At 71.9% G+C, this 15170-nt stretch carries 12 protein-coding genes; 4 read left to right on the forward strand and 8 right to left on the reverse strand.

The features are described 5' to 3' along the window. Positions 1–31: 31 nt before the first annotated feature. The gene (locus ACQVFL_RS12720) at positions 32–2041 is read right to left on the reverse strand and encodes a serine hydrolase domain-containing protein (RefSeq protein WP_431729430.1); all 2010 of its coding nucleotides are present in this window, start codon (positions 2039–2041) and stop codon (positions 32–34) included. Between the two features lie 267 nt (positions 2042–2308). On the opposite strand from ACQVFL_RS12720, the gene ACQVFL_RS12725 reads away from it, so the two are divergent. Then, a complete protein-coding gene (locus ACQVFL_RS12725) occupies positions 2309–2953 on the forward strand; it encodes a hypothetical protein (RefSeq protein WP_431729431.1) in 645 nt (214 codons plus the stop codon). Between the two features lie 75 nt (positions 2954–3028). Here ACQVFL_RS12725 and ACQVFL_RS12730 read toward each other — a convergent pair whose 3' ends face one another. The 4 genes from ACQVFL_RS12730 to ACQVFL_RS12745 all read right to left on the reverse strand — a co-directional run bounded on the left by ACQVFL_RS12730 (position 3029) and on the right by ACQVFL_RS12745 (position 8095). Next, positions 3029–4591, reverse strand: a complete 1563-nt coding sequence (locus ACQVFL_RS12730) for a ricin-type beta-trefoil lectin domain protein (protein WP_396694007.1) — start codon at positions 4589–4591, stop codon at positions 3029–3031. A 159-nt stretch (positions 4592–4750) separates the two neighbouring features. Then, positions 4751–5041, reverse strand: a complete 291-nt coding sequence (locus ACQVFL_RS12735) for a flavin reductase (protein WP_396694005.1) — start codon at positions 5039–5041, stop codon at positions 4751–4753. A 242-nt stretch (positions 5042–5283) separates the two neighbouring features. Next, positions 5284–6897: an LPXTG cell wall anchor domain-containing protein gene (locus ACQVFL_RS12740; protein WP_431729432.1), complete on the reverse strand. Its 1614-nt coding sequence runs from the start codon at positions 6895–6897 to the stop codon at positions 5284–5286. A 154-nt stretch (positions 6898–7051) separates the two neighbouring features. Then, positions 7052–8095 (reverse strand): cation diffusion facilitator family transporter, encoded by a 1044-nt coding sequence (locus ACQVFL_RS12745; protein ID WP_396694001.1) that lies wholly within the window; start codon positions 8093–8095, stop codon positions 7052–7054. 52 nt (positions 8096–8147) lie between these two features. On the opposite strand from ACQVFL_RS12745, the gene ACQVFL_RS12750 reads away from it, so the two are divergent. Next, positions 8148–8507 (forward strand): ArsR/SmtB family transcription factor, encoded by a 360-nt coding sequence (locus ACQVFL_RS12750; RefSeq protein WP_431729433.1) that lies wholly within the window; start codon positions 8148–8150, stop codon positions 8505–8507. Positions 8508–8739: 232 nt separating this feature from the next. Here the strand turns inward: ACQVFL_RS12750 and ACQVFL_RS12755 are convergent, their stop codons facing one another. Further along, the gene (locus ACQVFL_RS12755) at positions 8740–9264 is read right to left on the reverse strand and encodes a DinB family protein (protein ID WP_431729434.1); all 525 of its coding nucleotides are present in this window, start codon (positions 9262–9264) and stop codon (positions 8740–8742) included. Positions 9265–9324: 60 nt separating this feature from the next. Next, on the reverse strand, positions 9325–10239 hold the full coding sequence (locus tag ACQVFL_RS12760; protein WP_431729435.1) for a hypothetical protein: 915 nt from the start codon (positions 10237–10239) through the stop codon (positions 9325–9327). 454 nt (positions 10240–10693) lie between these two features. Between ACQVFL_RS12760 and ACQVFL_RS12765 the strand changes: the two genes are divergently transcribed. Both ACQVFL_RS12765 and ACQVFL_RS12770 read left to right on the forward strand, forming a co-directional pair. Further along, positions 10694–10819, forward strand: a complete 126-nt coding sequence (locus tag ACQVFL_RS12765) for a hypothetical protein (protein WP_431729436.1) — start codon at positions 10694–10696, stop codon at positions 10817–10819. 198 nt (positions 10820–11017) lie between these two features. Further along, complete coding sequence (locus ACQVFL_RS12770) at positions 11018–12214, forward strand: helix-turn-helix domain-containing protein (RefSeq protein WP_431729437.1); 1197 nt, start codon at positions 11018–11020, stop codon at positions 12212–12214. A gap of 36 nt (positions 12215–12250) precedes the next feature. On the opposite strand, the gene ACQVFL_RS12775 is transcribed toward ACQVFL_RS12770, so the two are convergent. Then, positions 12251–15085: a condensation domain-containing protein gene (locus tag ACQVFL_RS12775; protein ID WP_431729438.1), complete on the reverse strand. Its 2835-nt coding sequence runs from the start codon at positions 15083–15085 to the stop codon at positions 12251–12253. Positions 15086–15170: the final 85 nt, after the last annotated feature.

Raw genomic sequence — 15170 nt, forward strand, 5'->3', positions numbered from 1 at the left:
TCCTTGCTCCGGTCCGTCCCGGATCGACGCGTCAGTAGGAGATGCTAGGCGCGAGCAGCATGAACTCGACGGCGAACCAACCCGTACCGGCGAGCGCCAGCAGGATCAGGGCGCTGGCGGCGACCCGGTGCCGGCCGACACGACGCCGTACGTCGTCGACCAGCCGTACCCCGGCGGGCAGCACCCCGAGCAGGCCGATCACCTGGAGCGCCTGGATGGTGCGCAGCGAGGCGGCGGAGACGTCCTGCAACCCCATCACGGTCACCACGCTCACCGCCCAGCCGGTCAGCGCGAGCAGCGCACCGGCGACCGCGACGCGGCTGAGCACCCGGGCGGTACGTCCGGCCGGGTCGCGACGGGGTCGACCGAGCACTCGCCGGACGAGGGCGCCGAACGGCCAGGAGAGCACGGTCAGCGCCAGCACCAGGACCGAGACGCCGAGCACCGGTACGACCACCGCCGTGGCCCGTGCCGGTTCGACCGGCAGCAGGGTGAACGCGGAGTCGTAGCTGATCGCCGTCACCCGGTCGTCGGTGACCCGCATGGCGAGCGTGCGCTGCCCGCCCACCTCGCGCCAGACCCAGGGGGCCACCTCCTCGTAGCGGGCCGGGGTGGCCGACAGCGGGCCCGGCTCGAAGAGCAGGCGGTTGTCGTCGGTGACGCTGACCGTGGTCCGGCCGACCAGACCGATCAGGGTCAGGAAGTTGCTGCCGATCCCGCGCGATTCGGTGTACGTGCCGGCCGCCGCGGCGGCGTGTGCGGCAGTGGTCTCCGCGTCGACCCCCGTCGGCTGGTCCGACGTGGCCGGGAAGTAGCGGTCGGCGAAGCCGTTGACCACCGCCTGACGCAGTTCGTGGCTGTCGAATCCGCCCCGGCCGCCGCCGTTGAGCGAGACGAAGATGCCGGCCCGTTCCTGCGGGTAGATCTGCAGGTGCGAGTGGAAGTACAGGGTGTCGCCGCCGTGGCCGAGGATGCGCCGGCCGTTGCGGCTCTCGTCGAACAGCCCGAGCGTCATCCGGGGGCCGTCCGCGAGGGTGCCGAGCGAGGTGGCGTCGAGCGCGGGCCGCTGCATCAACTCGCGGGTGGGCGGGTCGAGCAGCGGACCCTCGCCGACCGTCTCGCCGGCCAGCGCCAACATGAACCGGGCCATGTCGGTGGCGGGTGCGCTCAACGCGCCCGCCGGGACCGTGCCGACGATCTCGAACGGGCGGGCGACACCGGCGGCGTCGTGGCCCCTGGCCATCCGGTCGGCCAGCGCCTGCGGCAGTGGCTGCGCGAACGTCGACGACGCCATGCCGGACCGGGCCAGCACGTGACGTCCCACGTACTCGTCGAACGGCGTGCCGCTGACGCGTTCGACGACGTACCCGGCCAGGGCGTTGCCGTAGTTGGAGTACGCGGGCGTCGTACCCGGTCGGTAGAGCTGCTCCGGCGGGTCGGTGGCCAACGCCGTGCGCAGGTCCGGGCTGCTGCCGTCGCGGCCGATCAGGCCGGCGACCCGCTCCTCGAACCCGGCGGTGTGGGTCAGCAGGTGCCGCAGCGTGATCGCCTCGTCGTAGCGGCGGGGCAGCGTGAAGTCCAGGTACTCCTCGACGTCGGCGTCGAGGTCGAGGTCGCCGCTCTGCACGTGCTGGAGCACCGCGACGGCGGTGACCAGCTTCGCCACCGAGCCGACCCGGAACAGGTGCCGGTCCGGGTCGACCGGTACGGGCTGGCTGGTGCCGGAGCCGGTGTCCGCGTGGCCGTAGCCACGGGCGGTGAGGATCTCGCCGTCGCGGACGACGGCGACGGTGGCGCCCGGGATGCCGGTCCGCTGGAGCGCGGCGGGCAGCAGGCCGTCGAGCCAGGCGTCGACGTCGGTGGCGTTCAGCGCGGCCGGGTCTCCCGGCGCGCCCGGAGCGGGTGGCGTGGGGACGGGCGCGACGGTCGGCGCGGTGCCGCACCCGGCGGCGGTGGCGGCGACGGCGACGACCGCCACCAGGGTCGCGCCGAGTCGGCGCAGGCGGGAGGCCCGGGATCGGGCGGGATCTTGGACAGGCACGACAGGCTGCTACCTTCCAGGCCGATCGGGTGTCCGGAGGGATCCGTGTGGCGTCACCCGGCGCCTGGGGAAAGCCTGCGGGAACGGGGACGTGGTGCCATCTGGCGGAGGACGGCAATCGGCCTACGACCTTTGTCGGAAATCGACCTAGCTGCCGAGTTCCCGCATATCGCGCCGATGTCCGGGGTACGTCGATCTTCAGCGACCGTGGCGGGGATGGTGCGCCGGTCTCCCGACCGGGAATCCCCGCCGCCGGAGGAGGAGTGGATGATGTCGATGCGTAGGTGGCTCGCCGGTGCGGGCGTGGCGGCGTTGGTGGTCTCGACGGGGGCGTGCGGTGAGGCGACCCCGGACGCCGCCGCGACACCCGACGTCACGGGCACGCCGGCCGCCAGCGCGACCTCCGCCGCGCCCAGCCCGACGGAGGCGTCGCCGTCACCGACCACCGCCAACCCGCCGGTGCTCTCCGGTGACCGTCAGGTCACCATCACCCGGGTCGACGCGGTCGAGTCGGGGCTGTCGTTGACCGACGAGCGGCTCGCCGAGGTCGACGGCGACGAGGGCCGGCAGTTGTTCGTGCCGACCCCGGTCGACGGGCAGACGTTCCTGATCAAGTCGTACCGGGGTGCCGGTGGTGGTCCGGGCACCGGCGAGCCGGTCTGCTGGCAGGTGCAGAACCCGGGCAACTCGCAGCCGCTGCGGGTGCAGGGCGCCGAGTGCCAGGAGAGCGAGCCGCGTCAGATCTTCACCATCGCGCCGAACCCGGAGAACGCGGAGACCTTCCTGATCAGCAACAACTCGGCGTTCCTGCGGAACTCGCAGAACAACGGCCTGATCCTTGAGGAACTGGGTGACGCCGCCCCGTTCGACAGCTTCCGGTTCAACGACAACGGTGCCGCGCCGTCGTCGTAGTAGTCGTAAGGAAGGGTCCCCTGCTATACCCCAGGCGATAGCAGGGGACCCTTCCTTACATCCCGGAGCGGGCTCTCAGCCGCGCCGCCACTTCTGGTTCGCGCCGCCGAGGCACTCCCAGAGGGCCAGGCGGGCACCGTCGGCGTTGACCCATCCGCTGATGTCGACGCACTTGTTCGCCTGCGGGTTGACCAGGTCACCGGCGGCGGAGAGGACGAACTGCTGCGCCGGGTTGCCGCTACAGGTCGCGATCTGGATCACCGCGCCGTTGTCCCGGGAACCCCAGGCCACGTCCATGCACATGTTGTTCTGCGTACGCAGGGTGCCGTTGACGAAGCTCCACGACTGCGCCGCCGTGCCGTTGCAGTTCCAGGTCTGCAGCGGTACGCCGTCGGAGAAGTTCGAGCTCGGCACGTCGATGCACTTGTTGTTCCAGTTGCTGATCAGCCGGGTCCCGCCGCCACCGCCGCTGGTGACCAGCGTGAGCCCGTACGCGCCGAGGATCTCGTTGACCGGCTGGAACCAGGTCTCCCCGCCGGTGGAGCAGTCGCCCCAGCCGCCGGAGGTGACGCCCTGCGCCTGGTTGCCGCTGAGCCAGGCACCGCCCGAGTCGCCGCCCTGGGCGCAGGCATTGGTGCGGGTCAGCCCGTGCACCGCGCCCTGCGAGTAGTTGACCGTCTGGTTGCGGCCCAGCAGGGTGCCGCACCGCCAACCGGTGGTCCGGCCGGACCGGCACACCGAGCTGCCGATCGCGGCGTCCTGGGAACCGGCCACCGCCACGTTGCCGCCGGAGTAGTTGTTCACCCACGGCTGCGGGGTCCAGTTGCTGTTGGTCCGCACCCAGCCGTAGTCACGGCCGGGGAACGTCGAGCCGGCGAAGGTGCCCTGGGAGACGTTGTTGTAACCGAGCGTCGGGCTGCCGACCCGGCCACAGTGGCCGGCGGTGACGAAGCCGCCGTGCACCGCGAAGCCGACCGAGCAGAGCGTGTTGCCGTTGATGACGTACTGGTCCCCGCCCCGGATGTCGTAGTTGATCCGGGGCGCCTCGGCGGACTCGACGATCCGGACCAGGGCCGCGTCGACGCCGCTGGCCTTGACGAAGGCGGCGGCCTCGGCGGTCGCACCCCGGCCGGCGGTCACCACGATCCGGTTGGTCGGCACGTCGACCGCCCAGCCGTGGACGGCGGCCGGTGGCGCCTTGCCGGCGTGCCGGTCGAGCGTTCGTTTCACCCCGTCCAGGGTGGACTCGCTGCGGGCGGCGGTGGTCACCTCGGCACCTTCGGCGCGTACGGCGGCGGCCAGCGACGGGTCGGTGACGGCCACGGTCAGCCGCGTTCCGCCGGGCGGGATCCAGGCACCGGCGAAGGCCGTACCGAGTCGGGCGCGCAGCCGACGCTCGACGGTGGCGGCGCCGGCCTCGACCCGCAGCCGGGTCAGCACCTGCGCGTCGGTCAAGCCGAGGTCGCGGCGCATGGCGCGGACCATCTCCGGCGCGAGGCCGGTGACCGAGGTGTCGGCGGCGGTGGGAGTGCCGGTGGTGTCGGCGGCGAGGGCGGCCGGCGGGGCGGCGAGTGGGGCGAGACCGGCGACCAGGACGGCGGCCAGGGCCGCGCGCAGGACGCGTGGCGCTCGTGGCATGGGACTCCTCCTACGGGGGTGGGGCGACGCGGGGGCATCGCCGGGAGTACGGCCAAGAGAGCGCTCTCACGATCAAGCATGTCGATGTCAAGGGTAACTGTCAAGACTCCTGTCAATTGCCGGTGACGCCTGGTTCGTCCAGGTCGGACGGCGGGACGGTCAACGGGGGCGTGGTCGAGGTGGCAGCCAGCCGAGAAACCGCTCGTGCAACTCGGCCGGGTTCGTCCCCGGGTGTCGTTCGGTGAGCTGCCGGAGCGCCTCCTCCCATAGGGTCGCCAGGTACACCAGCAGGTCGGTGCGCCGGGTGCCGTACTCGGCCACGAGGTCCGCCCTGGCCCGTCCGCACGGCCAAGCGGTCCCGCAGCCTCGGCACCGCCAGGTGGGGCGCGACGCCACGTGGTCGCGGTGGTGCGCGGTGGGTGCGACGTTCGCCGCTCTGGTCGCGGGCACGGCATTCCTCCTCCGTCGGCGGGGGGTGGCGCCCGCCCGGCGGCGGCCCCCGGGCGACGAGGGCGGACCCCCACCGAGCCGCGTCGCCTGACCGATACCTTGCCCAGAGTCTCGGAACTATCACACAGAGTTGCGGCATCTCCCTCTGTCAGTCGCACTGTTCCGGCGAGGAGCAGGCACGAGACAGCGAGACCGGCCCGGAGGACGTGTCCTCCGGGCCGGTGCTCACCACGTCGGTCGGATCAGGCGACGAAGCGGGTTCGTCGGCGACGGGCCAGCAGGAAGCCGCCCGCTCCGGCGGCGACCAGCAGGAGGCCCGCCCCGGCGAGCAGGCCGGTGGAGGCGCCGGTGATCGGCAACTCACCGCCCGCTCCGCCGCCGTTCGGGTTCACCCGGATCGCGGCGGTGTCGTTGCCGGGGTCCAGATCCGCCGTCGGGCCGTCACCCGACCTGGTCTTGAGCGTGACCTTGCCGGTCTGACCGCCGGCCCGGTCGATCCGGAGACCGAACTCGAAACCCACCCGCTCACCCGTGCCGACCGTGCCGCCCGCCTGGCAGACGTAGCGCCGCCCGCCGGGCTTGCCGGGCGCGTACTCCTCGGAGTCGAGGTCGAGGCAGGACGTCGGCACGGTGACGGCGGTGACGCCGTCCGGCAGGGTCACGTGCGTCGGGACCTGTAGACCGCCCTGGCCGTCGGCCCCGGCCCGCGCCGGACCGTTGTTGAGATAGCCGACCCGCATCGGGACGGTGACGCCGACCGCGCCTCGGACGGTCGCGCCCTCGGCGGCGACGTCGCCCCGCAGGTCACCGGCGACGTCCAGCCGTACCGAGATCTCGTTGCTGAATCCGTCGATGTCGGTCTGGGGGAGCGAGCGGGCCCGCATCCCGTCCACCGTCACCAGCGTCAGTTCCTCGTCGGTCCCCCGGGGGCCGATCGACCCGGGTTTCCGGATCAGGTCCTGGTACTCCTCCCAGTCGGCCGGGGTGAACCAGGTGTAGTGGCTGTGGTGCCGGTTCGGTGCCCAACTGTCGGTCGGCACGGTCCCGCCGAAGGTCGAGTCGACCCGCATCGTCTCCCCGGGCTCCAGCGAGTCGTCGAACGTGCAGACGAACTGGCTGCTGTCCTGCGCGGGATCCTCGTACTCACAGTTGCGGTATCGCTTCGACGGCGTGAAGCCGAGCGAACCGTGCACGTGCAGACGCAGTCCGTGCGCGGTCGTCGTGCCACGGTTCGACACCGCCAGCGGGACGCCGACGCGGGCACCGAGACTGCTGTCGAGGCGCAGGTCGCGTCCGTTCGCGCTGACGAGGTCGACGCCCTCGCCGACGGTGACGGTGGCCCGGTAGGTCCCGGCGGCGAAGCGGGGCTCGGTGACGGTGACGACCACCTCACCGCGTCGGCCCGGCTTCGCGTCCGCCGCCGCCGTCACGAGCAGGCTGAACAGCTCCGTGCCCCAGTCGGTGTCGGTCGTCACCGCGCAGTCCAGCACGGGGCCTGTCGTCGTGCAGATCGGAGGGCCCTCCGCGTGCCGGACGTCGGCGAACGCCATCACGTCGCTGCGGTCCACCCGCATCCGGTAGGTGGTGGCGTAGTTCCCGCCCCACTGCTGGACCGACATCCACTTGCGTCCGACGCCGGGAGCGACGGTGACGCTGTGCAGGCGGATGTCGCTTCGCGGTGGGGCCGTCCGGTCGGCGGCGGCCGGAGCCGGTGCGGTCGGCGTTGCGACCGCAGCCGGGGCGCTCGGCGCGGAGGTCGGTTCGGCCGCGGCGGGTGCGCCGCCGACGGCCGTGGCGACGAGTACGCCGACGACGGCCACACTGGCGAGCCGACGCCGGAGAGCGGTAGATGACATGGCGGTTTCCTCATGGTGCGGACGACGGTACGAGAACGGCACGGTCCGGCGGACGGTGTGCCGCGCGGGCCGTTTCCAGGGCACGGAGCCGGAGCGTGGTGGTGCGGCGGATCCTGAGCCGGGTAAGCCTCTCATTGCGACGGGCCGGAGCGGATCAGCCGGCCGGTTGCCGTCGCCGGTGGGAGAGGTCGGCGTGGTGGTGCCCGCCGGGGTGGCTGTCCGGGTCGGTGTGCACGGTCGCGCTGGTCAGCCGGGGCACCGCGTGGGTGAGTCGGTGCTCCGCGTCGGCGGCGATCTCGTGCGCGGCGACGAGGCTGAGGTCGGCGTCGACGACCAGGTCCGCCTCGGCGTGCAGACGATGGCCGATCCACCGCAGGCGTACGGCGGTCACGTCCCGGACGCCGTCCACGTCGCGCAGCGTACGTTCGGTTCGGTCCACCAGCGTCGGGTCGACGGCGTCCATCAGTCGGCGATAGATCTGGCGCCCGGCGTCGGCGAGCACGACGGTGATGGCGACGGCGATGGCGAGACCGACCACGGGGTCGGCCCAGCGCCAGCCGAGGGCGGCACCGCCCGCCGCCGCGACCACCGCCAGCGAGGTGTAGCCGTCGGTGCGGGCGTGCAGGCCGTCGGCGACCAGGGCGGCCGATCCGATCCGTCGGCCGACCCGGATGCGGTAGCGGGCGACCAACTCGTTGCCGACGAACCCGACCACACCGGCACCGGCCACCCAGGGGATGTGGGTCATGTCGGTGGGGTGCAGCAGCCGGTCGACTGCGGTCCACGCGGCGGCGACGGCCGACGCGGCGATGGCCGCCACGATGACGATGCCGGCGATGTCCTCGGCCCGCCCGTACCCGTACGTGTAGGTGCGGGTGGCCGCCTTGCGTCCGAGCAGGAAGGCGATGGCGAGGGGAACGGCGGTCAGCGCGTCGGTGACGTTGTGCAGGGTGTCGCCGAGCAGGGCCACCGAGCCGGAGTACGCCACGATGAGCGCCTGGGCGGAGGCGGTGACACCGAGCCCGACCAGCGAGATCCACAGTGCCCGCAGCCCCTCGCGCGAGGTCTCCAGCGCGGGGTCCACCCGAGTACGCGCATCGTGCGAATGCGGCACCGCCGCGTGCCGCAGCCGGTGCCACCGACCGGGGCTGCCGTGGTCGTGGTGATCGTGGTGATGGTCGTGCCGGCCCTGGGTCACGTGTCCTCCCGGAGGAGAGCGGGGCCTGTGGTCCCGGGCATAATATGTGCTCATGTACGCACGCGACAACGTTGCAGGAGCCAGTGAGCGGCAACAACCCACCCCTGGCGACGATGAGGTCGAGGCGGCCGTACAGATGTTGCGGATGTTTGCCGACGGCACCCGGCTCCGCCTGATGTGGTTGCTCAGCGCCGACGAACACGACGTCGGTTCACTGGTCACGGCAGTCGGGGCGGCCCGCCCGGCGGTCTCCCAGCACCTCGGCAAACTCCGCCTCGCCGGGCTGGTCAGCGTACGCCGGGACGGCCGTCGCGCCCTCTACCGTGCCCGTGACGGCCACGTCCGCCGACTGGTCGCGGAGACGCTGCACGCCGCCTCCCACCGGGTGACCGGAACCCCCGAACACGACTGACCGGCCTACCGTGGCCCCGGAACCAGAGGTCGAGGTCCGCCCATCGCTGAGGCGTCTGCGGGTACGTGTCGGAGTGCTTCGCGGTCGGTCCGGTGGGCGGTCCGCTGCGGCCGGCGCACAGGGTGCGCGGAGGCTGTCGAGCTGAGAGCACGAACGGTTCAGCTCGACATGGCCCCCGCTGTAGGTCACCTGCCCTCAGCTTCGGCCACGGCTCGGCCGATCCGAGCACCGGTCAGGACGAGGCGTCCTGCACCAACCGGAGCTGGCCGATCTCGGCGACGTTCTTCATCAGCTCGGCATTGACCCACGCGAGCAGGTGCGCGACGGTGTGCTCCGGGTCGCGCGACCAGGGGAAGGGGGCGACCTCGTCGAGGTCGGCGTCGGCGAGCCGGTCCAACACCTCCGACCACTCGGCCCGCAGCTTCCGCAACCAGGCGATGGTGGGCTCACCGTCACCCGGCCAGTGCACCTCGGTCCGGTCCCGTGGCGGGCGGCCCTTCAGATGGTCGGTGGCCACGCTCCACCACCAGCCGACGTGCCAGGTCAGCCAGGCGATGGTCGGGACCGGCACCGGGTCCGGCTCGGTGTCGGCCCAGTCCGGCACCCACCGGCCGGCGGCGTCCGGGCGGACCGTCCAGGAGAGCGCGGCGACCTCGCGGCGGAAGTGCCCCGGCTCCAGCCGCTCCAGGTGGTACTCGAACAACGACCAGGTCAGGTCGAACTGCCAGCGCAGCAGGTCACGACGGGAAGACGGCATCCGGCGATCCTCCACGCGGCAGACGGAACTGTCGAGGCAGTTCCGTCGGTGCGTCCACCCTCAGGAGGGGTGTGGGTGGGCGAGCGCACCGTTGTGGTGCAGGAACGCCGTTGCCCGGGTGTCGAGTTGCCTGGCGAAGGCCGGAAGGCGAGTGCCGAAGCTGCTGAGTTGAGTACGCATGTTCTTCACGGCCGAGGATGCCCGACCGGATCTGACGCCGGCCATGGCGTCCAGGGCGTGGTTCCAGTTTTCGGTCGCCTCGCGCAGTCGCCCTTGTTTGCATTGCACATCGGCGAGGTTGGCAAGCGTCAGGGTATGGATGCGTCGGTGCGCCTCAGGATTGCGAGTGGCGATCGACTGGCGGAGTTGGGTTTCGGCAGCAGGAAGGTCGCCCAGGTCGCGGAGGGCCTGACCAGCTTGACTTGCCAGGGATGTCTCGGTGAACCCGCTGGTTTGGATCCACGTCGGCTCGTCGTCGGGCAGCGCCTTCGAGAGGTGCGTTTCAGCCGCATGTATAGCCGCCGAGGCACGGGACTTGTCGTTCGTCGCAGCGTACCCACGTGCGGTGAGAATGGTGAAGAGCGCGGTCGCGGCCGGAGTCGCTCGTCCCCGCGACCATTCGAGGGAGGCGTCAGCGAGTCGTAGGGCCTCGTGACCATGGCCGAGGTCAACCGCCTGGTGCGCCATCGCTCGCAGGGTGAACCCGGCCAGGGGCCGGTCGTCTGCTTCGTTGGCCAGGCGCAATGCCTGCACGTAGTAGCGCTGCGCCAGCCCATGCAGCGACGAGTCGAAGGCCTTCCAGCCGGCGAGGTAGGTCATCTCGGCCGCGACACTGAACATGGCCCTGCGATCATCGTCGGTGGCGAAGCGCCCTTGAAGGTATCCGGCCACGTCAGACGTGAGGTACTGGACAACGGCGAGGCGGGCATGGCCTCCACCGAACCGCTCGTCGGCTCTGCTGAACACCGCGAGCATGTCCCGTACGACCTCGATCTCGCTGCGACCTACGGGGACGGTTCCCCCTTGAGCGCGCCGCCCCCGCTCCGCTATCTCCTGCCACGAGTCGAGTGGAACCGCGAGCGCTGCCAGCGAGTACAGGGCGGCGCGTCCTAGTTCTCGTCGCTCCAAGTCGGCCCTCCCGATTGTCAGGAGATCGGTAGCCGGGGCGTGCTCCCACCAATCCAGGCCGCCGAGGTCAGGCTCCACACTACCGCCTTTGAAAAGCCCGACATCGATGGGATGGACGACGCGGCCGAGCCGGCGGGAGATCGCCTCTGCCAGGAATCGCGCGGTTCTGCCGCTCGGCTTGACTCCGGCGACCCAGTGACCCACGTGAGAGCGGTCGCAGGAGGAGAGAGGCTCATCATGCTCGCGAGCGACCGCACGGACGGCTGCGGCGCAGGCGTCATAGGACCACCGACACTCTCTGATGACTGTCAGCAGTTTCTCGTTGCGCTGCCTCGGTGCCCGCGCCATCCGCTGGCCTTCCGTGCTGTATCTGCCGTTCAACGCGTTCCACATGCCCGATGGTTCGTCCCGCTTCCGGACGACGTAGCGAGCCCATTCACTGTACGTAGACCTTACGACACAGGAGGTGAATGCTCGTGGTCGTCGATTTCGTGTCGGTCGCGTTGTTCGGTGGTCTGGTGCCGGGCTTCTTGCTCGGGCTGTTCGCGTTCCGGGTCAAGTCCCGGTGGTGTCCCCGCTGCGGAGGGTCCACCATGTCGAGCCCGCCGCCAGCAGGACGGCAGCCGTGACCGGCCGCGAGCGACGCGATCACAACTCGGTGCCGATCGGACGCCGGGTGGCAGAGTTGCGCGTTCGTCGGGGCATGAGTCAGCAGGTCTTCGCCGATCGGATCGGCAAGTCGAAGAGCTGGGTCGACAAGGTCGAACGTGGCGTACGGAGGCTGGACCGATACTCGGTCATCCAGGACATCGCCGCAGTCCTGCGCCTCGATCCGGCGACCCTGCTCGGCCCCGGACAAGGCTCTTCGCCAGCAGCACCCCGTCCTGACGGGATCGACGCGATCCGCGCCGCCCTCGTCCGCTGCCACCATCGACCCGGCCGGACCACGCCGCCGGACCAGGCGCGGCAGCAGATCGCGCACGCGTGGATGACCTATCAGCACGCCCATTACGCCCAACTGTTGCGCGCCCTGCCGGCTCTGCTCGACACGGTTCACCGCACTCCGGCGCTGTTGGTGCCCGCCTACCGGATCACCGCCTCGATGCTGACCAAGCTCGACGCCGCCGACCTCGCCTGGCTCGCCGCCGACCGGGCCGTCACCGCCTCCGCGAGCGATCCCGACGCCACCGGCGCCGCCACCATCTCCGTCAGCCAGGCCTTACGCGCACTCGGCCGCGACCATCTCGCGCTCACCGCCGCCGTCACCGCCGCCGACCTGCCAGCACACCACGCCGTACGAGGCACTCTGCTCCTTGAGGCCGGAATCGCCGCCGCCGGTGGCGACGACCGTCGCAACGCCGACGACCTCATCGACCACGCCGCCGACCTCGCCGGCCGACATGCTGACGACACCGACCCGCACCACACCGGCTTCGGCACCACGACCGTGCGCCTGGCCCGCTTCCTCGCCGCCCTGCACCTCGGGGACATGGCGGAAGCGGTGTGCCGCCACGAGAGTGTTGTCCGCCGCGACGGCTGGCGGCACCTGTCCTCCGAACACCGGGCCGCACACCTCATCGACGCCGCGCGTGCCTACCTCCACGTCGGCAACTACGCCGCAGCCGAGCGGGCACTCGTCGACGCCGACACCATCGCACCCGCCGAAACCCGCTATCGTCCGGTCGCGCGTACGGTCATCGCCGAGGTAGCCCGCAGTAGCCCCGCCTCCGCTGGCATGGCCCGACTCGCCACCTTCGCCGGTCTGACCCGACAGGGCGCGATGGAACCGGCCGACCGCCAAGATCCGCGCCGAGAATCCTGATTCGGCTTCTCCCGCCGGCAGTACCGGGCGTGACGGTCAACCGGTGGCGTACGGGCCGACCGCCGCCGGGGACCACGGCCAGGGCACGTCGCGGAAGGCCGCCTCGACCAGTAGCGCCTCGACGCCGCGCAGGAACGGCTCGACCCGCTCGGCCGGGAAGTAGCGGGTGTCGGCGGTGACGACCAGTTCGACCGCACCGGGGGCGTCGAGGACCTGGACCCGGCAGCGCCACGGGAACCGTGCCAACTCCGGCAACCAGTGGAAACCGCTGTCACCGACCATCGCCCGCAACGCGGTCTCGTCCGGGGCCACGTCCGTCGGGTCGACGTCGCGCGCCAACCGGGCGTCGTTGAGGTAGCAGTACGGGGACAGGAAGGTCCGGTGGTCGTGGCCGAGGTCGGTGAAGGTGCGTTCCCAGGCGGCCGGGTCGTAGTAGGCGTGCCGGTAGGCGTCCAGTGCGCCCCGCCGGGCCCGGGACAGCAGTTCGGCGAAGCCGGGCCGGTCGGCCAGGTCGAGGCGGCAGAGCCCGATCTGGTTGAGGGTGCCGACAGCGTCCTGGTGCCCCGGCTGGAAGCGGTTGTTGGCCATCACCACGATGCCGCAGGAGTCCTGCCCAGCGGCTCCGGTCAGCCCGGCGGCGGTCGCCGCCAGCACGACGTTGGAGGTGCTGACGGCGTTGCGGGTCGAGATCAGGCACGCCGCGTGATGGACGGCGCGGGAGACCAGCGACCCACGCCGGTAACGGGGTGCCGGCGCGGCGCCGACCGGCTCGGAGAGGTTCGCCCCGAGGCCCGGGAGCTGCCGCAGCCAGTACGCCACCGCCCGCTCCGACCGTCGTCGTCCGGCGTCGCGTTCCCGCCCGGCTAGGTCAACCGACTGGAGTCCGACCGGCGTGTCCAGCGTGCCGCGCCGCAGGAGCCGGCGCAGGTCGCGCAGGACGACGTCGGTGGCGTGGAAGTCGACGGTGGCGTGGCTGAACACCAGCACGACCTGGCGTACCCGGTCGCCGACGGTGACCAGGGCGACCCGCAGCGGCCACTCGGCGACGTGGTCGAAGCGCGACGCGCGCAGCCGGACGGCCAGCTCTGCGGCGAGGGCGCGGCCGTCGGGGTCGTCCACCGGCCGGGGTACGTCGTGCACGCCGACGGGAAGCCGCCCGGTCGCCGCCATCTCCTGGTGCACCTCGTCGTCGCGGCGACGGAACCGGGTGCGCAACGACCCGTGCCGGGAGACGAGTGCGCCGAGGGCCTGCACCGCCTCGGGGACGGTCACCTCGGTCCGTGCCGACACGGCGACGGTGCGGTCCAGGCTCAGCACCCGGTACGCGGCGGGAGACTCGAACTCCTCGACGGTCCGCCACATGGCGCGCTGTCCCCAGGTCAGCGGTGCGCTGGCGGCCCGCCCACCGGCGAAGTCCGCGTACGTGGTCGCCTCGACGTCCCCGGCACCGGGCGGGACCGGCCCGCTGGCGGCGCTGGACGTCGGCGACCAGGGCCACCGCACGTCACCGAAGGCCGCCTCGACCAGCAACTCCTCCATGCCCCGCAGGAACGGCTCGACCGAGTCCATCGTGAGGTGCCGGGTGTCGACGGTGAGCGTGACGCCCACCGCGTCCGGTTCGTCGACGACATGGGCCAGCAGGTGCCAGGAGGCGGCGTTCAGCCCGGCGGTCCAGGAGAAGGTGCTCTCCGCCGTGGCGGCCCGCAGCGCGTCCCGGGTCACCTCGGGAGTCTGGTCGAGGCCGCCGAGCGGCAGCCGGACGTCGTTGAAGTAGTGGTGCGGGTGGAACGCCGTCTCGTGGTCGATGCCCCGCTCCTCGAAGGCGTGCCGCAGCGCGGACGGCTGGTAGTACGCGTGCCGCAGGCCGTTCAGCGACGCCGCCCAGACCCGGTGCAGCAGGTCGGCGAAGTCGACGCATCCGGCCAGGTCCACCGCACCGAAGCCGATCTGACCGAGGTTCGCCACCGCCTGGGCGTACTCGGTGCGGAACCGGTTGTGGGACATCGGGAAGAGACCGGACAGCTCGCGCCCGCAGGTGCGTACGGCCATCGCGTGGTAGCCGGCGAGCAGCGCGGCGGAGACGCTGACCCGATAGCGGGCGGCGACGAGCCGGGCGGCCCGGTCGAGGGCGGGGGAGACCAGGACGCCCCGGCGCAGGTGCGGCTCCAGGCCCGGCCCGGACGGGACCAGCGGCTGTCGGGGGAGCCGGTCGAACTCGCGCAGCCAGTACGCCACCGCCCGCTGCGAGCGCGGCGAGTCGGGCCCGCACTGGAGCCGGGCCACGTCCGCCGACTGGGGTCCGGCCGGGGTGGACAGGCTGCCGCGCAGCAGGAGCAACCGCAGGTCACGCAGGACGATCTCGACGGCGTGGGCGTCGACGGTGGTGTGACTGAACACCAACACGATCTGTCGTACCCGATCGGCCGCCGTCACCAGCGCGACCCGCAGTGGCCACTCAGCCGCATGGTCGAACGCGACGTCGCCGAGCCGGTCGGCGACCTGTCGTGCGGTCGCCGCGCCGTCGCCGGTGCCGGCCTGGACCAACAGCGGAACCAGCCCGGCCGGGGTGATCTCCTGGCGGGGCTCGCCGTCGACGACCGGGAGCCGGGTGCGTAACGCGGAGTGTCGGCTGACCAGCGCACCCACCGCCCGGGTCGTGGTCGCCACGTCCACCCCGGCGCGAGGCGAGACCGGCACGGTCCGCCGCAGGTTGAGGAAGCGGTGGTTGGAACCGAATCGGGCGATCGAGCGCAGGAGGACCTGCTGGGCCCAGGTGGGCGGTGCCGTCCCGGCACCGCCGCCGGAGAACTCGGCGTAGCGCAGCGGCTCTGACGCCCACTCGGCGGGGATCACCGTTTCCGCGAATCGCATTCCCGACGGTACGACGGTCCGTTCCGCCGCCGGATCGATCGATCGAGTCCACACAGTGGACCGATCAGCCGATCCACCATGTGGG

This window comes from Verrucosispora sp. TAA-831, from assembly GCF_050780145.1.
Classification (GTDB): Bacteria; Actinomycetota; Actinomycetes; order Mycobacteriales; family Micromonosporaceae; genus Micromonospora.